The organism is Rubrivivax albus (assembly GCF_004016515.1).
GTDB classification, from domain to species: Bacteria; Pseudomonadota; Gammaproteobacteria; order Burkholderiales; family Burkholderiaceae_C; genus Rubrivivax; species Rubrivivax albus.
On the sequence record NZ_SACT01000004.1, the window covers coordinates 264,992 to 282,170 of the forward strand.

16 protein-coding genes are annotated in these 17,179 nt (G+C 71.5%); 12 read left to right on the forward strand and 4 right to left on the reverse strand.

Going from position 1 to position 17,179, the window contains the following annotated elements:
- The first annotated feature begins 24 nt into the window (after nt 1-24).
- From ENE75_RS14355 to cynS, 8 genes are all read left to right on the forward strand, one after another.
- A complete protein-coding gene (locus ENE75_RS14355; RefSeq protein WP_128198999.1) occupies nt 25-1,044 on the forward strand; it encodes a hypothetical protein in 1,020 nt (339 codons plus the stop codon).
- A gap of 12 nt (nt 1,045-1,056) precedes the next feature.
- On the forward strand, nt 1,057-1,620 hold the full coding sequence (locus ENE75_RS14360; protein WP_128199000.1) for a flavin reductase family protein: 564 nt from the start codon (nt 1,057-1,059) through the stop codon (nt 1,618-1,620).
- A 43-nt stretch (nt 1,621-1,663) separates the two neighbouring features.
- On the forward strand, nt 1,664-2,812 hold the full coding sequence (locus ENE75_RS14365; RefSeq protein WP_128199001.1) for a sensor histidine kinase: 1,149 nt from the start codon (nt 1,664-1,666) through the stop codon (nt 2,810-2,812).
- Nucleotides 2,809-3,450 carry a response regulator gene (locus ENE75_RS14370; RefSeq protein ID WP_128199002.1) on the forward strand — a complete coding sequence of 214 codons (642 nt, stop codon included), beginning with the start codon at nt 2,809-2,811 and terminating at the stop codon, nt 3,448-3,450. The genes ENE75_RS14365 and ENE75_RS14370 overlap by 4 nt, the downstream gene beginning before the upstream one ends.
- Before the next feature lie 114 nt (nt 3,451-3,564).
- Nucleotides 3,565-4,956, forward strand: coding sequence for a CmpA/NrtA family ABC transporter substrate-binding protein (locus ENE75_RS14375; RefSeq protein WP_128199003.1), 1,392 nt, complete (start codon nt 3,565-3,567; stop codon nt 4,954-4,956).
- 18 nt (nt 4,957-4,974) lie between these two features.
- On the forward strand, nt 4,975-5,856 hold the full coding sequence (gene ntrB / locus ENE75_RS14380; RefSeq protein WP_128199004.1) for a nitrate ABC transporter permease: 882 nt from the start codon (nt 4,975-4,977) through the stop codon (nt 5,854-5,856).
- Complete coding sequence (locus tag ENE75_RS14385) at nt 5,846-6,742, forward strand: ABC transporter ATP-binding protein (protein ID WP_128199005.1); 897 nt, start codon at nt 5,846-5,848, stop codon at nt 6,740-6,742. The genes ntrB and ENE75_RS14385 overlap by 11 nt, the downstream gene beginning before the upstream one ends.
- Nucleotides 6,739-7,182, forward strand: coding sequence for a cyanase (cynS, locus tag ENE75_RS14390; protein WP_128199006.1), 444 nt, complete (start codon nt 6,739-6,741; stop codon nt 7,180-7,182). Before ENE75_RS14385 ends, cynS begins: the two co-directional genes overlap by 4 nt.
- Nucleotides 7,183-7,346: 164 nt before the next feature.
- Here the strand turns inward: cynS and ENE75_RS14395 are convergent, their stop codons facing one another.
- Nucleotides 7,347-7,760 carry a Fur family transcriptional regulator gene (locus tag ENE75_RS14395; protein WP_128199007.1) on the reverse strand — a complete coding sequence of 138 codons (414 nt, stop codon included), beginning with the start codon at nt 7,758-7,760 and terminating at the stop codon, nt 7,347-7,349.
- An 80-nt stretch (nt 7,761-7,840) separates the two neighbouring features.
- Here ENE75_RS14395 and aztA point away from each other — a divergent pair, with 80 nt between their 5' ends.
- From aztA to ENE75_RS14415, 4 genes are read left to right on the forward strand one after another with little or no spacing between them, the layout of a single operon-like run.
- Complete coding sequence (gene aztA, locus ENE75_RS14400; RefSeq protein WP_128199008.1) at nt 7,841-8,647, forward strand: zinc ABC transporter ATP-binding protein AztA; 807 nt, start codon at nt 7,841-7,843, stop codon at nt 8,645-8,647.
- 15 nt (nt 8,648-8,662) lie between these two features.
- Entirely contained in the window at nt 8,663-9,550 is an 888-nt protein-coding gene (locus ENE75_RS14405) for a metal ABC transporter permease (RefSeq protein ID WP_128199009.1), read from the forward strand.
- A 20-nt stretch (nt 9,551-9,570) separates the two neighbouring features.
- Nucleotides 9,571-10,479 (forward strand): metal ABC transporter solute-binding protein, Zn/Mn family, encoded by a 909-nt coding sequence (locus ENE75_RS14410; RefSeq protein WP_128199010.1) that lies wholly within the window; start codon nt 9,571-9,573, stop codon nt 10,477-10,479.
- On the forward strand, nt 10,476-11,030 hold the full coding sequence (locus tag ENE75_RS14415; protein WP_128199011.1) for a DUF2796 domain-containing protein: 555 nt from the start codon (nt 10,476-10,478) through the stop codon (nt 11,028-11,030). The genes ENE75_RS14410 and ENE75_RS14415 overlap by 4 nt, the downstream gene beginning before the upstream one ends.
- 38 nt (nt 11,031-11,068) lie before the next feature.
- On the opposite strand, the gene ENE75_RS14420 is transcribed toward ENE75_RS14415, so the two are convergent.
- From ENE75_RS14420 to ENE75_RS14430, 3 genes are all read right to left on the reverse strand, one after another.
- Complete coding sequence (locus tag ENE75_RS14420) at nt 11,069-11,656, reverse strand: Crp/Fnr family transcriptional regulator (protein WP_128199012.1); 588 nt, start codon at nt 11,654-11,656, stop codon at nt 11,069-11,071.
- 111 nt (nt 11,657-11,767) lie between these two features.
- Nucleotides 11,768-15,802 (reverse strand): ribonucleotide reductase barrel domain-containing protein, encoded by a 4,035-nt coding sequence (locus ENE75_RS14425; protein WP_128199013.1) that lies wholly within the window; start codon nt 15,800-15,802, stop codon nt 11,768-11,770.
- Nucleotides 15,803-15,812: 10 nt separating this feature from the next.
- Nucleotides 15,813-17,102 carry an NnrS family protein gene (locus ENE75_RS14430; RefSeq protein WP_158288952.1) on the reverse strand — a complete coding sequence of 430 codons (1,290 nt, stop codon included), beginning with the start codon at nt 17,100-17,102 and terminating at the stop codon, nt 15,813-15,815.
- Between the last annotated feature and the right edge of the window lie 77 nt (nt 17,103-17,179).

Below are 17,179 nucleotides of genomic sequence, written 5' to 3' on the forward strand. Positions count from 1 at the left end.
CGCCCCCTCGCTGGAGACTCGGCCATGAAACTACGTGTCGCCCTGTACCTGATCGTCGCCTGGTTGCTGGCCCCGATGATCGCCGCAGCCGCCGGCTGGCGCGGCATCTGGGGCACCGGCAGCGCCGGGCTGGACTTCCTGCTGCCGCTGCCGATCAGCGGCGGCGCGTTGCACGTGCCGTCGTGGCTGCTGGGTGCCGGCCTGGTGATGGCGCGACAGTCGGCCGATGGCCACGCGGCATGGTGGGGGCGCATCGGCGCCCTGGCGATGGCCGCGTCGGGCGCCGTGCTGCTGGTCGACATGAACGACGTCGCGCTGGCCTTGGGCACGGATGCACCTTGGCCGTCGGCGCGCCGGCTGCTCTCGGCCAACCCGCTGGGGCTGTTCCTGCTGGTCGATGGTCTGCTGGCGGCGCTGTGGCCGGGCGCGCCACGCGCTGCCGTGCCGGCACGCCGCCGCATGACCGGCCTTGGGCTGGCCATGGCATTACCCGCGCTGCTGGCCGTGGCCCTGTGGCAGCAGGCACCGGTGAGCCGCCACGACCTGCTGCCGGGCGCCGCGCGCTACGGACCGAACCGGGGTGACGAGACGGTGGCCCTGTTCACCACGCTGCCGATGCAGCCGGCCGTGCTGGCGGCGGCCGTGGCCCGCCACGGCAGCCCGATGCCGCCCGACCAGGACGTCAACGTGCAGGACCAGGCGGTGATGTTCTTCGACAGCCACGACGCCGCGCAGCGGCTGGACGTGGCCCGCGCGCGCCTGACCTGGTGCCGCTACGAGGACGGCACGCCCGAGCGCTGGATCGACGGCGCCGGCGACTGCTTCAGCGAACACCAGAACTTCTCCGAGCGGCTGACCGCGGCCCATGACACCATCGCCGCCGGCCACACGCGGCCGGTGCGGCTGTTCTTGGCCCGCGCCTCGGCGTGCCGCGCCCAGCCTTCAGCGGAGGAGTGCGCCGGGCTCGACAAGGCGCGCGAGCGGCTGCTCGCGAGCCCCGACCTCAACGACCAGGACCGTGCTGCGCTGGCGCGCGCCGACTGAAGGAGACCCAAGATGCTGCAACCCGTGGCGCTCGAACACGCCAGCCGGCTCGTCAACCACGGCCCCACCGTGCTCGTGACCACCGAACACGGCGGCCGCCGCAACGTGATGGCCGCGGCGTGGTCGATGCCGGTGGAGTTCACGCCGCCGCGCATCGCGGTGGTTGTGGACAAGTCCACCTTCACGCGCGAGCTGCTGGCCGCCAGCGGCCGCTTCGCCCTGTGCCTGCCCTGCCCGCCGCTGGCGGACCTGACCTTCGCCGTCGGCAGCGAGAGTGGGCGCGACATCGACAAGTTCGCGCGCCACCGCATCGGCTTCACCCCGGGGCCGGTGCTGGGCCTGCCGTGGATCGACGGCTGCGTGGCCTGGCTGGAGTTGCGCCACATCCCGGAACCGCACACGGAGCAGGCCTACGACACGGTGTTCGGCGAAGTGGTGTCGGCCGCGGCCGACCCGCGCGTGTTCAGCGGTGGCCGCTGGTCGTTCGGCGAACACAACGCCGCGCTGCATACGCTGCACCATCTCGGGGGCGGTGCCTTCGCCGTGCCGTCGCGCGTGGTGCAGGCACAGCGCTGAGCCGCACCGCCGGCGGGCACGCGGCTTGCGAACACGGCGGGCCATGTCCGCCGCCGACCTCGCCGACCGCCACTCGCTGCTGCTGGACAGCCTGGGCGAAGGCATCTTCGGCATCGACCTCGACGGCCGCTGCACCTTCGTGAACCCGGCGGCCCTGCGCCTGCTGGGCCACCGCACCGAAACGGTGCTCGGCCTCAACATGCACGAGCTGGTGCACCACACGCATGCCGACGGGCGGCATTACCCGGAGTGCGACTGCCCGATCTTCAAGGCCTTCCGCCTGGGCGCGCCGTGTCGCATCGATGACGAGGTGCTCTGGCGCGCCGACGGCACGCCGTTCCACGCCGAGTACGCCAGCCACCCGATCCTGGACCAGGGGCGCGTGGTGGGCGCGGTGGTCAGCTTCGTGGACATCGGCGAGCGCAAGCGCGCCGAGACCCTGCTGCGCCAGACGAACGATGCGCTGGAGCAGCGCGTTGCCGAGCGTACGGCGCAGCTGAGCACGGCGCTGTCCCGTCTACGCGACCGCGCGCACCACGCCGAGACGGTGCGCGAACAGGAGCGCACCCGCATCGCACGCGAGATCCACGACGAGCTGGGCTCGCTGCTGGTTGCGCTGAAGCTGGACACCGACTGGCTGTCGCGCCGCCTGCCCGGCACGCCTGAGCAGCCCGCACTGCAGGCCAAGTGCCAGGGCATGGGCCGGCTGATCGACACCGCGGTGGACAACCTGGGCCGCATCATCACCGACCTGCGCCCCAGCATCCTCGACCACCAGGGCCTGTGGGCGGCGCTGGAGTGGCAGGCGCAGGAATTCGTCGAGAGCACGGAGCTCTCGGTGGAACTGCAGGTGCACGTGGCCGCCGGCGTGCCGCCGCCGCAGGGCGGGCTGGCGATCGCGGTGTTCCGCATTTTCCAGGAGATCCTGAGCAACGTGGCGCGCCACGCGCAGGCGCGCCAGGTGTGGATCCGCATCGCGGTGGACGACCCGCCGGGCCCGGTGCTGTACCTGGACGTGCGCGACGACGGCGTGGGCGCCAGCGCCGAGCGCCTGGGCGCGCCGCGCAGCTACGGCGTGATGGGCATGCACGAGCGCGCCGCGCCCTTCGGCGGCCGGGTCACGATCGACAGTGCGCCGGGGCAGGGCACGCGGGTGCGGCTGGTGATGCCGCTGGAGGACCTGCCGAAGTGATCCGGGTGCTCATCTGCGACGACCACATGATCGTGCGCCAGGGCATCCGGCAGTCGCTGGGCGAGGCCTGCGACATCGAAGTCGTGGCCGAGGCGGCCGACGGCCCCGCTGCGCTGCAGGCCCTGCGCCAGGGCGGCATCGACGTGCTGCTGCTGGACATCTCGCTGCCCGGCCGCGACGGCCTGGACGTGCTCCGCCAGGCGCGCGAGGAATTCCCCCGCCTGCCGGTGCTGATGCTCAGCACCTACCCCGACCGCCAGTACGCGGTGCGCAGCCTCAAGCTGGGTGCCAGCGGCTACCTCAACAAGAGTGCCGACTCCGGCGAGATCACCGCCGCGGTGCGCCGCGTCGCCGGCGGCCAGCGCTTCATCACCGCGTCGGTGGCCGAGCTGCTGGCGCACGCGCTTGGTGCGCCATCCGACGACGAGACGCCGCTGCACCAGCTGCTGTCGCACCGCGAGCACCAGGTCTTCGAACGCCTGGCGCGCGGCGAGAGCGTTGGCGAGATCGCGCAGGCGCTGAGCCTGTCGTCGAACACCGTCAGCACCTACCGCGCCCGCATCCTGGACAAGACCGGGGCGCGCAACGACGTCGAGCTGGCGCTCTACGCGGTGCGCCGGCAGCAGCTGCCGCTCTGATCCGGTGCGTCTGTAGGGCTGGCCCTACAGGAAAACGGCGGCGGCATCGATGTTGCAAGCGGCCCGTGCAGAGCAGACTGCATTCAACCGCCGAACCCTGGAAGGAAGCCCGACATGAGCGACAAGACCAGCGACTACTTCGACCCCTTCGACGCCGACCGCCCGCTCCGCCTGGGCTGCAGCTGCGGCCGCCACGGCTCCGAGGCCGAACACGCCGCCGCCACGCTGCGCGCGCGCAGCGAGACGGCCGACTTCGAGACGTACTCCAACGAGTTCGTGCAAGCCTCGCTGATGAAGGCGCTGTTCCCGCAGGACGCCATGCGCCGCAGCTTCCTGCGCGCCGTCGGCCGCAGGACGGCCATGGCCGCCATCGGCAGCGTGCTGCCCATGGCCAGCCTGCAGGCCATGGCCCAGGAGAAGGGTGCGCTGGAGAAGAAGGACCTCAAGGTCGGCTTCATCCCCATCACCTGCGCCACGCCGCTGATCATGGCCCACCCGCTGGGCTTCTACGAGAAGCAGGGCCTGAGCGTGCAGGTGGTCAAGACCGCCGGCTGGGCGCTGATCCGCGACAAGATGCTCAACAAGGAGTACGACGCCACGCACTTCCTGAGCCCGATGCCGCTGGCCATGAGCATGGGCGCCGGTTCCAACCCGGTGCCGATGAACGTGGCGACGATCCAGAACACCAACGGCCAGGCCATCACGCTGGCCAACAAGCACAAGGACAAGCGCGACCCGAAGCAGTGGAAGGGCTTCAAGTTCGCGGTGCCGTTCGAGTATTCGATGCACAACTTCCTGCTGCGCTACTACGTGGCGGAGTTCGGCCTCGACCCGGACCGCGACATCCAGATCCGCGTCGTGCCGCCGCCGGAGATGGTGGCCAACCTGCGCGCCGGCAACATCGACGGCTACCTCGGCCCCGATCCGTTCAACCAGCGCGCGGTGTTCGAGGAGGTGGGGTTCCTGCACCTGCTGACCAAGGACCTCTGGGATGGCCACCCCTGCTGCGCCTTCGGCACCAGCACCGAGTTCATCCAGAAGAACCCCAACACCTTCGCCGCGCTGTACCGCGCCGTGCTGCAGGCCGCGGCGATGGCGCGCAAGGCCGAGAACCGCGAACTCATCGCCAAGGTCATCTCGCCGGCCGCCTACCTGAACCAGCCGGAGACCGTGGTGGCGCAGGTGCTGACGGGCCGCTTCGCCGACGGCCTGGGCAAGGTGCAGAACGTGCCCAACCGCGCCGACTTCGACCCCATCCCCTGGCAGAGCATGGCGGTGTGGATGCTCACGCAGATGAAGCGCTGGGGCTACGTCAAGGGCGACGTCAACTACAAGCAGATCGCCGAGCAGGTGTTCCTGCTGACCGACGCGAAGAAGACCATGAAGGACCTGGGCATGACGCCGCCCGAGGGCGCCTACCCGAAGTTCACCATCATGGGCAAGGTCTTCGACCCGGCCAAGCCCGAGGACTACCTCAAGGGCTTCGCGGTCTCGCGCGCGGCCTGACGCACGCCGGAGCGCGCGATGAACTGGACGCAACACCCCGGGCTGCGCTCGGGCCTGCTGTCGGTGCTGCTGCTGGGCGTGCTGCTGGTGGCCTGGCAGCTGGCCACCACCGGCGGCCCGGCGGCCGCGCCGGCGGTGCAGATGACGCCCGAGGAGATCGAGTACGCCAAGCTGCTGGGCAAGGACCCCACCGGCGGCGGTGGCGGTGACGCCGCCAAGTCCGGCTTCCCGACGCCGGCGCAGATGGGCAGCGCCATCGTCACCCACCTGTCGGCACCGTTCTACGACAACGGGCCCAACGACAAGGGCATCGGCCTGCAGCTGGGCTACTCACTGGGCCGCGTGGCGCTGGGTTACCTGATCGCCGCGGCGGTGGCCATCCCGCTGGGCTTCGTCATCGGCATGAGCCCGCTGATCTACCGCGCGCTGGACCCGTTCATCCAGGTGCTCAAGCCGATCTCGCCGCTGGCCTGGATGCCGCTGGCGCTGTACACGATCAAGGACAGCAACATCTCCGGCATCTTCGTGATCTTCATCTGCTCGGTGTGGCCGATGCTGATCAACACCGCGTTTGGGGTGGCCGGCGTGCGGCGCGAGTTCCTGAACGTGGCGCGCACGCTGGAGGTGTCGCCGCTGCGCCGCGCCTTCGAGGTCATCCTGCCTGCCGCGGCGCCCACCATCCTGACGGGCATGCGCATCAGCATGAGCATCGCCTGGCTGGTGATCGTGGCCGCGGAGATGCTGGTCGGCGGCACGGGCATCGGCTACTTCGTGTGGAACGAGTGGAACAACCTCAGCCTGCCGAATGTGATCTTCGCGATCCTGGTCATCGGCGTGGTCGGCATGGCGCTGGACCTGATGTTCTCGCGGCTGCAGAAGATGGTGACCTATGTCGACTGAAAGCGCGCGCACCTTCCTCACCGTCGAAGGCCTGGCCAAGCGCTACCCCGGCGCCACCGAGCCGGTCTTCGACAGCGTGAACTTCGGCATCGAGCGGGGCGAGTTCGTCTGCATCATCGGCCACAGCGGCTGCGGCAAGACCACCATCCTCAACGTGCTGGCCGGGCTGGAAAAGGCCAGCGAGGGCTACGTGTTCATGGACGGCCGCGAGGTGGCCGGCCCCAGCCTGGAGCGCGGTGTCGTGTTCCAGGGCCATGCGCTGATGCCCTGGCTCAGCGTGCGCCGCAACATCGCCTTTGCGGTGCGCAGCAAGTGGCCCGACTGGAGTGCAGCGCAGGTCGACGCGCAGGTGCTCAAGTACGTGGAGATGGTCGGTCTGGCCTCTGCCATCGACAAGAAGCCGGCCCAGCTCTCCGGCGGCATGAAGCAGCGCGTGGGCATCGCGCGTGCCTTTGCCATTCAGCCCAAGATGCTGCTGCTCGACGAGCCCTTCGGCGCGCTGGATGCGCTCACGCGCGGCACCATCCAGGACGAGCTACTGAAGATCTGCGCCGAGACCCGGCAGACGGTGTTCATGATCACGCACGACGTGGACGAGGCCATCCTGCTGGCCGACCGCATCCTGCTGATGAGCAATGGCCCGCAGGCGCGTGTGGCCGAGATCGTGAAGAACACGATGCCACGCGACCGCACCCGCACCACGCTGCACAAGGACCCTCAGTACTACCGCATCCGCAACCACCTGGTCGACTTCCTGGTCGCGCGCTCGCAGGACCTGTCGCATGGCCGCGCGCCGGCCGTGCCGCCCGAAGTCACGCCCGGGCTCGACGAGCCCGAGCCCAACCCCACCCCCGTTCAACCCGTTCCCCTGAGGAGAATCGCATGAGCCGCATGGACGTCACCGAGAAGATCGTCGCCACCAAGGTGGCCAAGGGCCTGAAGTGGGCCGATGTCGCCAAGGCCGTCGGCCTGAGCAAGGAGTGGGTCACGGCCGGCTGCCTGGGGCAGATGCAGTTCGACGACGCTCAGGCCGCCACGCTGGCGAAGATCTTCGACCTCACGGAAGCCGAGACGCAGTGGCTGAAGGTGGTGCCGTACAAGGGCAGCCTGCCCACCAGCGTGCCTACCGATCCGCTGATCTACCGCTTCTACGAGCTGGTGAACGTGTACGGCACCACGTTCAAGGAACTGATCCACGAGGAGTTCGGCGACGGCATCATGAGCGCCATCGACTTCCGCATGGACCTGCAGCGCGAGGCCGACCCGAAGGGTGACCGCGTGTCGATCACGATGAGCGGCAAGTTCCTGCCGTACAAGACCTATTGAGCCGGACGCGCTGCGCGCGCCGTCTCAATTCGCCTCGCTCGAACGGACACGGCCTGCGGCCGTGCCGTTCATCTCGGCGGGACGGTGGCGAACCAACCGCCTGTTGCTCGCCTCGTTTGGTGTGGATCGCTGCGGCGTCGCGCAGCGGCGCTGTCGGCCCTCGTTCAACCCGGACGGGTCGCGTTGGCGCGTTGGCGCGTGCGCGGCGCCGGCTGGCAGTCGCGGCAGCGGCCGTAGAGCGTGAGCTCGTGGTCTTCCACCGTGAAGCCCGCCGGCGCCAGGCGGGACAGATCGCCCGGGCAGGCGTGCACGTCGAACACGCGATCGCAGGCGGTGCACTGGAAGTGATGGTGGTGCCCGTGGCCCACTGTCTCGTAGCGTGGGTTCTCGCCCGGCAGCGCCACCAGCTGGATCACGCCCTCGTCCAGCAGCGCCTTCAGGTTGCGGTAGACCGTGGCGATGCCCAGGCCAGGCACCTGCGCCTGCGCGGCAGACAGCACTTCCTGCGGCAGCAGCGGGCGCTGCGCGGCGTCCAGGGCGTCGCGGATGGCCGTGCGCTGACGGGTCGATCGTTCCATGCCCTGCATTGTGCCGGTCGAATGACTGATAATGCGGTCTCAAGAGCAATGCCCGCGCTGTCCGCGGGCACACCCCGACCGTGCTGCGCCTGCATGACCTGACCCTCGGCTACGACCGTCATCCGGCCGTGCACCATCTCGGCCTGGCGGTCGAAGACGGCGCGTTGCTGGCCGTCGTCGGTCCCAATGGCGCGGGCAAGAGCACCCTGCTCAAGGGCATTGCCGGCCTGCTGCGGCCGATGTCGGGCCGCATCGAGCGCACGCCGTCACTGGCGCGCCTGGCCTACCTGCCGCAGCATGCCGAGGTCGACCGCAGCTTCCCGGTACGCGTGGCCGACGTCGTGGCCATGGGCCTGTGGTCGGAACTCGGCCCCTGGCGGCGCCTGACGCGCGATCACCATGACCGCGTCGTGCACGCGCTGGAGGCCGTGGGCCTTCAGGGCTTCGGGCAGCGTACGCTGGACACGCTCTCCGGTGGCCAGTTCCAGCGCCTGCTGTTCGCCCGCCTGATGCTGCAGGACGCGCGGCTGATCCTGCTCGACGAGCCCTTCGCGGCGGTGGACGAGGCCACGGTGGACACGCTGATGGCGCTGGTGCAGGTCTGGCACGCCCAGGGGCGCACCGTGCTGGCCGTGCTGCACGACCTGGCCCTGGTGCGCCGCGCCTTCCCGCAGACCTTGCTGCTGGCGCGCGAGGCGGTGGCCTGCGGGCCCACGGCAACGGTGCTGACACCGGCGAACCTGGCGCGCACGCGCGGCATGGTCGAGGCCTTCGACGACCACGCGGCCGCCTGCGACGCGCCCGAGGCCACGACCGAGCCGCCCGTGCACGCCACGGCGCACCGGCACGACCACGGTCACGGCCATGACCATGGCCACCGCCACTGACCGGACCGCGACCACATGGACGCACCGTTGCACACGCCGCTGATGCAGTGGCTCGGCCCGTTCGCCGAGTTCGCCTTCATGCAGTACGCGCTGGCCGGGCTGCTGGCGCTGTCACTCAGCGCACCACCGGTGGGTGTGTTCCTGATGCTGCGCCGCATGAGCCTGACCGGCGACGCGATGGCGCACGCCATCCTGCCCGGCGCTGCGCTGGGCTACCTGGTGGCCGGCCTGTCGCTGGGCGCGATGACGCTGGGTGGCCTCGCTGCCGGCCTGCTGGTGGTGGCCCTGTCGGGCGTGGTCACGCGCACCACGGTGCTGCGCGAGGATACGGCGCTGGCGGCGTTCTACCTGCTGTCGCTGGCGGTGGGGGTGGTCATCATCTCGTCGCAGGGCCGCAGCGTGGACCTGCTGCACGTGCTCTTCGGCAGCGTGCTGGCGCTCGACGGCACTGCGGTGCAGTTCCTCTGGGGTGTCGCGGCCGTCACCGTGGCCGTGCTGCTGCTGCTCTACCGGCCGCTGGTGCTGGAGTGCCTGGACCCCGGCTTCCTGCGTTCGGTCAGCCGCCTCAGCCCGGTGGCCCACCACGGCTTCCTGGCCCTGATGGTGCTCAACCTCGTGGCCGGCTTCCAGGCCCTGGGCACCTTGCTGGCCGTGGGTCTGATGATCCTGCCGGCGGCGGCGGCCCGCTTCTGGGTGCGCGAACTGCGGCAGATGCTGGCGCTGTCCAGCGCCTTCGGCGCCCTCGGCAGCGTGGCCGGCCTGTGGCTGTCGTGGCGGCTGGACCTGCCCACCGGCCCGACCATCGTGCTCGCGCTGGGGGCGTTGCTGGGGGCGTCGCTGCTGGCCGCGCCGCGCGGCGTGCTGCGCGAACGTCTGCTGCCGGTGCGCCACCTGCGCGCCTGAACCACGGCCCTGTCCGAACGATGACCATACGCCTTCGTCTTCTTCTGCTGGCCCTCCTCCTGGGCCTGTGCGGTCCCTGGGCTCGTGCGGGCGACGCGCCGCTGCCCGTGGTCGCGAGCTTCAGCATCCTGGGCGACTTGGTGCAGCAGGTCGGCGGCGACCGTGTGCAGGTCAGCCTGCTGGTCGGCCCCGACAGCGACGCGCACGCCGTGCAGCCCACGCCGTCGATGGCGCGGCGCGTGGCCGGTGCCGTCGTGCTGTTCTCCAACGGCCTGGGTTTCGAAGGCTGGATGGACCGGTTCCTGCGCGCCGCCGCCTTCCGTGGAAACCACGTGGTCGTGAGCGCGGGCCTGACACCGCGCGCCGCGGCCGGCGACCACGGCCACGGCCATGCCCACGACGTGGACCCGCACGCCTGGCAGGACGTGCGCCACGCCATCCACTACGTGGCCCGCATCGCCGACGGCCTGTGTGCCGCCGATGCCGCCCACTGCGCCGGTCACCGCGCACGCGCCGAGGCCGCCACGAAGCGCCTGCAGGCGCTGCACGCGCGCATCGTCGCCGCCTGGGCCGCGGTGCCGCTGGACCGGCGTGTGGTCATCACCACGCACGAGGCGTTCGGCTACTACGGCGCCGCCTACGGCGTGCGCTTCCTGTCGGCGCAGGGTATCTCGTCGGCCACCGAGCCCACGCCGCGCGCGGTGGCCGCACTGGTGCGCCAGGTCAAGACCAGCGGCACGAGAGCGCTGTTCCTCGAACGCGCCGGCGACCCGCGCCTGATCGAGCGCATCGCACGCGAGACCGGTGCCGTCATCGGCGGCACCCTGTACGCCGATGCCCTGTCGGCCCCCGGCGGCCCGGCTGCCAGCTACGAGGCGATGATGGACCACAACACGCAGGCGCTGCTGCGCGCCGTGGAGGCCCGATGAACATGACCAGTGGAACCTTGCGGGCCGGCGTGGTCGCGCTCATGACCGTGGCGACCGTGCCTGCGATGGCGCAGGGCCATGCCCACGTGCACGGGCAGGCCCAATTGGAGGTGGTGCTCGACGGTGCCGAACTGCAGCTCACGCTGACGTCCCCTCTGGACAGCATCGTCGGGTTCGAGCACAAGCCCCGGACCGCGGCGCAGCGCCAGGCGGCCGAGCGTGCATTGCGCACCCTGGTCGACCCGCCCCAGCTGTTCCTGGTGCCGGCGGCGGCCGGCTGCACGCTGCAGGACCAGGCCATCGAGGCGCCGGTGCTCCAGCCCGAAGCGGCCAACACCAAGCCGCACGACCACGCCGGCGAGCACGCCGACCTGGAGGCCACCTGGCGCTTCCGCTGCACGGCGCCGGACCGGCTGGACCGCCTGCCGCTGAAGCTCTTCGACCGCTTCGCGACGATGAAGCGGCTGGAGGTGCGTGTGGCCGGCCCGGCCGGGCAGGGGCGACAACTGCTGCGGCGCGGCGCCCCGGCCGAGGTGCAGTTCAGGCGCTGACGACGCTGAAGGCGCCGCCGGCCGGACCCAGGGTGCGGTCAGGCATAGCGCGACAGCCGCCGCGCGATCAGGAACGCGAAACGCTGATCCTGGTAGAACAGCTCCAGCAGCTTGGCCGCCGGCACCCACATCAGCTCGCAGTCGGTGTCGCACACGGCGGTGCCGGTGCGCTGCGCTGCCTCGCGGAACACGCCCACTTCGCCGAACAGTTCGCCCTCGGCGATCGTGCGGTCGAACTCCAGGATGCGCAGGCGGCCCGAGCGCAGCACATACACCTTGTCGGCCGGCTCGCCGAGGCGGAACAGCACCTCGCCGGCGGGCACGCGCAGCGGCTGCATGTAGGGCGTCAGGAAGTCGGCGTCGGGCCCGGCCTGCTGCATCCCGCGCACGGCACGGATCGCGCGCCGCACCTCGTGCAGCCGCCACAGGTTCAGCGGCAGCAGGGCGCCGTGCAGCACCAGGATGGGCAGCACCTTGTCGAACACGCCCTGGCCCCAGCCCAGCAGCGCGTAGGCGATGAACGCCAGGTTGCTGGCGATGGCCATCGTGCGCAGCGGCACGATGGTCTTCATGAAGAACGACGCGAACACCAGCGCCGCTGCCAGCCAGGCCACCCACACCATCATGCGCCGTACTCCCTGTCCGGTCCCGGTCGAGGAGTATGGCCGAGCGTTCGCGGTGCCGGCATCCGGCCATGCGAGTGCCGCGCCCGTGTCAGTGCGCCGAAGCCTGCAGCGTCAGCCGCAATGCCCCACGTAGCCGCAGGCGGTGCAGAAGTCGCAGCCGTCCTTGTGGATCATGGTGGCATTGCCGCATTCGGGGCAGGGCTTGCCGGCCTGCGGCACCACGGTGGCACCGGGCGTGGCTGCCGCGGCGGCGTCGGGCGTGGCCAGCACGCCCATCTCGCGCAGCGGGTAGCCGGCCTCGTCCAGCACGCCCAGCATCGCGTAGCGGTGGATGATCAGGCGCGCGAGGTAGGCCACGGTGCTGGGCCAGACCTGCTGGCGGCGCTCGCCATTGGGCAGCCCGGGCACGAAGGCCATGAAGTGGCCCAGCGGCTCGGCGTAGTTCAGCAGCTTGCGCAGCTTCATGCCGATCCAGGCCGGGTCGATCACGCGCATGTCCAGCGACAGCACGCGCGCCAGGCCGTCCAGCGCCCGCGGGTAGTTGCCCGCCAGGCCCATCGCGCAGGGGCGGGTGACGGTGCTGCCGTCGGGGGCCACCAGCGCCACCTCCTTGAGCGTGAGCGTGAAGCGCTCGCCGGTGGCCGGGTTGTCCACGTCCACCGCCCAGGCCAGCGTGCCGGACGTGCCGGTGCGCGGTTCGTCGCGGCTGAACATGGCGTCGAGCACTGGCGTCGCGGCGCCTTCGACGAGGGCACCGCGCTGTTCGCAGCGCCAGCGCAGCACCGCCGCGGTGGCGGCCACCACGCCGGGGAACAGGCGCTTGGTGCCGTCGGGCGGGAACGGCATCTCGAAGGCGCGCTCCTCGGCCACCGTGGCCAGCGCGTCGAGCTTGAGCCTGAGCCAGGCGGCGTCGTTGCTGCGCAGGTCCATGGACAGCGCCTTGGCCAGCGCGCCCAGGCCGCGCGGCTGCTCGGCGCCGTTGACCCAGACCTCGAACACGCGCGATCGACCCTCGGCATCGTCCGGCAGTTCGCCCACGAAGAGCGCGAAGTCGCCGAACGGGTGCTGGATCATGTAGCTCCAGGCCGGGTTGCCGGCCGGCAGCTCGGGGCGGCCCGGCCAGCGCAGGCTGGCCAGCACCGGGGCGGGCAGCTTGTCCAGCCGCAGCCGCTGGTCTGGGTGCTGGCCATCGGGCACCTGCAGCGCCGGCGTCGGCGCCGCCGGCGTCGTGCTCAGCACCGAGCCCAGCACGCTGTTGGGCCGGTAGGTGGCCAGGCCCTTGAGGCCCGACTTCCAGGCCTGCAGGTAGAGGTCGCGGAAGTCGGCATAGGGGTAGTCTGCCGGCACGTTGACGGTCTTGCTGATCGACGTGTCCACCAGCGGTGCCACCGCGGCCACCATCGACGCGTGGGCCTGCGCGCTCATCTCCAGCGCGGTGACGAAGGCCTCGGTCAGCGGTGCCTCGTCGCCCTTCAGGTGGCGGTACAGCCGCCACGCGTGGTCTTCCACCGCGTAGGCCTTGGTGGTGCCGTCCGGCATGCGCTTCTTGCGCGTGTAGGTCCAGCTGAAGGCGGGCTCGATGCCGTTGCTGGCGTTGTCGGCAAAGGCCAGGCTGATGGTGCCGGTGGGTGCGATGGACAGCAGGTGCGAATTGCGGATCCCTTGGGTGCGGATCTTCTCCTTCAGCGCCGCCGGCAGGCGGCTGGCGAAGCGGCCGCCGCTGAGGTAGAGGTCGCGGTTGAACAGCGGGAAGGCGCCGCGTTCGGCGGCCAGGTCGCTGCTGGCAGCGTAGGCGGCGTCGCGCATCACGGTCGAGATGTGGCGCGCGGCGTCGCGCGCCGGATTGGTGTCGTAGCGCAGGCCCAGCATCACCAGCGCGTCACCCAGGCCGGTGAAGCCCAGGCCGACGCGGCGCTTGGACGCCGCCTCGGCCTGCTGTGCCGGCAGCGGCCAGACGGTCACGTCGAGCACGTTGTCCAGCATGCGCACGGCCACCGCGCAGACCTCGGCGAAGGCCGCCTCGTCTAAGCGCGCCGTGGCCTCGAACGGGTCGCGCACGAAGCGGGTGAGGTCGACGCTGCCCAGGCAGCAGCAGCCGTGGGGCGGCAGCGGTTGTTCTGCACAGTTGTGCACCAGCAGGCCGTTGGCGTCGAAGGCATGGACGTCAGCGACGGTCACGTCGTAGACCTCGGCCGCGCCGTCCGGCTCGACCGACAGCACGGTGGCCGTGAAGCGCTCGCGGTTGGGCGTGCGGCGGTAGGCCGACACGGCCTGCGCCAGGCGCGCTGCCTTGGCCTCGTCGGCAAAGCCGACGAGGTCGGCAAAGCGCGGCAGGTTCTCGCCAGCGATCACCAGCTCGCTGAGCTCGGCCTGCGGGTACAGGCGCTGGCCGCCGCGGCCATCGGGCAGGGCCTGCGGGCCGGCGGCGCGCCGGCCGCGGTAGACCTTGGCGGCGATGCCCAGGCGCAGCAGCAACCGCTGCACCGTCTGCAACAGCGCCGCGTCGGCCTGCGTCAGGCGCACGCTCACCCCCTTGGCCTGCGTGCCCTGCACCGAGCCGTCGGCGTCGAACAGCCCTCGCAGCAGGCCACGGCAGAAATCGGAGCCAGCCGACTCCATGCGGGGCGTGATGGTCTTGTGGCCCGGCGCCATACCCATCCCAAGAGCCAGGTCGCGCAACGGCGCCGAGGAGAGCCGGCACTCGCCACGCCCGGCCACCGGGCGCTGCCAGCCGCGGAAGTCCGCACGGTGCGGCAGCCGTGCGATGGCGTCGGACACGGCCCGCATCACGCCGCCCGCGCCAGACACGATGGCGTTCGTGTCGGCCCCTGCCGCGCGCAGCTCTGGTGCCCAGACCGACAGCACGGCCTTGCGTGCCCCCAGGTGACCGTCGCCGATCAGCAGGCCGAGCAGGTAGCCCTCGTCGGCACAGCCCACCCCGGGCCAGCCCAGCATCGCTCGGTGGTCGTTCAGCACCACGGCATCGCCAGGCTGCAACGCGCCGGCGGCGCACCAGTCGGCGTGCTGCAGGTAGCGGGTCTGCTTCGTCACGCGACGCACCGGGTGGTCGTGGGTCAGCCGCAGTTCGTGACCCTCCCGGGTGCGCAGTCGCAGGACTGGCTTGTGGCCGGTGGCGAAGAAGCCGGCCGACTCGGTGGCGTGCGGGCGACCGTCGACCACGGCCTCGAAGGGCCGGCCGATCAGATCGGCCACCTGGCGCGGGCCATCGGCGGTCATCACCCAGGTGTCTGCAGTGACGCAGGGGTTGGTGGCGGCGATGGTCTCGCAGTACCCCAGGTTGTTGTCGGCGTTGATGCGGTCCAGGAACAGCACGCCGGGTTCGGCGTGGTCGTAGGTGGACCGCATGATCTGGTCCCACAGGTCGCGCGCCGGCACGCGGCGGTAGACCCACAGGCCGTCGTCGCGCTGGTGGGCACCGGCGGCCTTGAGCTTGGTGCCGGGCTCGGCCCGGTGCACCAGCTCGACCTCGGTGCCGTCCACCACCGCCTGCATGAAGGCATCGGTGACGCCGACCGAGACGTTGAAGTTCCTCAGATCGCCTTCGTCCTTGGCGTGGATGAAGGCCTCGATGTCCGGGTGGTCGCAGCGCAGCACACCCATCTGCGCGCCACGCCGCGCGCCGGCGGATTCCACCGTCTCGCAGCTGCGGTCGAACACGCGCATGTAGCTCACGGGGCCGCTGGCGCTGCTGGCGGTGCTGGCCACCGCGGCGCCGGCCGGGCGGATGCGGCTGAAGTCGTAACCCACGCCGCCACCGCGGCGCATGGTCTCGGCGGCCTGGGCCAGCGCGGTGTAGATGCCGGGGAAACCGTCCTCGTCCTCGGTGATGCTGTCGCCCACCGGCTGCACGAAGCAGTTGATCAGCGTCGCGGCCAGGTCGGTGCCCGCGGCCGACGCGATGCGCCCGGCCGGCACGAAGCCGCGCTGCTGCGCGTCCAGGAATCGGGCCTCCCAGTGGGCGCGGTGCTCCGGGGCCTCGACCGCTGCGAGCGCACGCGCCACGCGGCGGCGCACGTCGTCGGCCTGGGCTTCGTCGCCCTTGGCGTATTTCTCCAGCAGCACCTCGGCGCTGATGGGCTGCGCCGGCAGCGTGCGCGAGGCGGATGGGGTGCGGGTGGTGGTCATGACGGCTCCTTCAGCCCGGCCGGCCGTCGACCCGGGGGCGGCCGTACCAAGCCAGGTGGCGCAGGCCCCAGGGCAGCAGCGCTGCAGCCCAGGTCACGGCCGCCCAGGTCAGCAGTGGCAGCTGGGCGATGTCGCTCATGATGCGCCCGATCACAGCGGCCTGCAGCACCCAGAAGAGCACCCATGCGCCGGTGTCGACCGCCAGCGCACGCCCGCTGTGGCCGGCGCTGACGCGGGTGACCATGGCCACCAGCGTGCTGCCCAGGAAACCCATGGTGTAGGCGTGCAGCGGCGCCAGGCCCAGCCCTGGCTGGCCGGCGGCCTGCAGGCCATGCGACACCGCCGCCAGCCCCATCGCCACGCCCAGCCACACGAAGCCCAGGTGCAGCATCGCCAGCAGGCGGTTCCGCAGGCTGTGCAGCAGGCCCCAGCGCAGCGCCAGCAGCGTCCAGCCCAGGCCGGCGGCGGCCTCGATGGCGGCCTGCAGCGCCAGCGGCACCGGCGCCCAGTGCACGAAGCCCTCGAAGCCGAGCACCATCACGAAGCTGGCGAGCAGCCACTGCGGCCGCCAGGCGTCCAGCGCCGGCACCGCGGCGGCGCTGAAGAACGGGATCATCCGGTGCGCCACCGCGGCGTAGACCACGCCGGCGAAGGCCCACAGCGCCACGCGCACGGTCTCGTGCACGGTGGCCAGGTCGCCGGCGGCGACGCTGCCGGCGGCCACGACCATCAGCACGGCGCCGAAGGCCCCTGCGACCGTGACGACAGAGGCGTGCAGCTTGTCCGTGGCCGCGCTGCGCAGCAGCAGGCGGGTGAAGTGCAGCACGGCGCGCCCCCAGCCGGCCGCCAGTGCCGCCAGGCCCAGGGCCGCCAGCAGCCGGGCCAGCGCCGGGTCGTGCGCAAAGCCGGCCAGGCCCAGCACCAGCGCGCCGGCGGCCTGCGCCTGCACCGGGCCGCGCAGGTGGCGCACCGCCGGTGGCGGCAGGCCCAGCCAGCGCGGGCCGGCGGTGAACAGGAAGCCGGTGAAGAACAGCGGCATGAAGCCGAAGCCCATCAGCAGGGCGTGCAGCGTGCCCGATGGCAGACCGGCCGGCACGGCCACCCCGGCCGCGCGCGCCAGCAGCGTGCCGGCCCACCACAGGGCCACCAGCAGCAGCACGGCGGTGCCGGCGGCAAAGGCCAGCCGGTGCGGGGCGGAGAGCAGCCGCCCCGGTCGCCAGGGCAGGGCAGTGCGTCGGGTGTGTGACAGGGCCGGCTGCGCGGCCGGCGCGTGGAGGTGCAGGGGCAGGGTTCGCGACATGGGCCGCGATGCTCGGGCCAGGGCGCCGGTGAGGCTTTGCGTCAGCGCAACCCGGCCGGTCAAAGCCGGCATGGTGG

Coding starts and splice junctions, on each gene's coding strand:
- ENE75_RS14355 (WP_128198999.1), top strand. CDS start 25: ATGAAACTACGTGTCGCCCTGTACCTGATCGTCGCCTGGTTGCTGGCC.
- ENE75_RS14360 (WP_128199000.1), top strand. CDS start 1,057: ATGCTGCAACCCGTGGCGCTCGAACACGCCAGCCGGCTCGTCAACCAC.
- ENE75_RS14365 (WP_128199001.1), top strand. CDS start 1,664: ATGTCCGCCGCCGACCTCGCCGACCGCCACTCGCTGCTGCTGGACAGC.
- ENE75_RS14375 (WP_128199003.1), top strand. CDS start 3,565: ATGAGCGACAAGACCAGCGACTACTTCGACCCCTTCGACGCCGACCGC.
- ntrB (WP_128199004.1), top strand. CDS start 4,975: ATGAACTGGACGCAACACCCCGGGCTGCGCTCGGGCCTGCTGTCGGTG.
- ENE75_RS14385 (WP_128199005.1), top strand. CDS start 5,846: ATGTCGACTGAAAGCGCGCGCACCTTCCTCACCGTCGAAGGCCTGGCC.
- cynS (WP_128199006.1), top strand. CDS start 6,739: ATGAGCCGCATGGACGTCACCGAGAAGATCGTCGCCACCAAGGTGGCC.
- ENE75_RS14395 (WP_128199007.1), bottom strand. CDS start 7,760: ATGGAACGATCGACCCGTCAGCGCACGGCCATCCGCGACGCCCTGGAC.
- ENE75_RS14405 (WP_128199009.1), top strand. CDS start 8,663: ATGGACGCACCGTTGCACACGCCGCTGATGCAGTGGCTCGGCCCGTTC.
- ENE75_RS14410 (WP_128199010.1), top strand. CDS start 9,571: ATGACCATACGCCTTCGTCTTCTTCTGCTGGCCCTCCTCCTGGGCCTG.
- ENE75_RS14415 (WP_128199011.1), top strand. CDS start 10,476: ATGAACATGACCAGTGGAACCTTGCGGGCCGGCGTGGTCGCGCTCATG.
- ENE75_RS14420 (WP_128199012.1), bottom strand. CDS start 11,656: ATGATGGTGTGGGTGGCCTGGCTGGCAGCGGCGCTGGTGTTCGCGTCG.
- ENE75_RS14425 (WP_128199013.1), bottom strand. CDS start 15,802: ATGACCACCACCCGCACCCCATCCGCCTCGCGCACGCTGCCGGCGCAG.
- ENE75_RS14430 (WP_158288952.1), bottom strand. CDS start 17,102: ATGTCGCGAACCCTGCCCCTGCACCTCCACGCGCCGGCCGCGCAGCCG.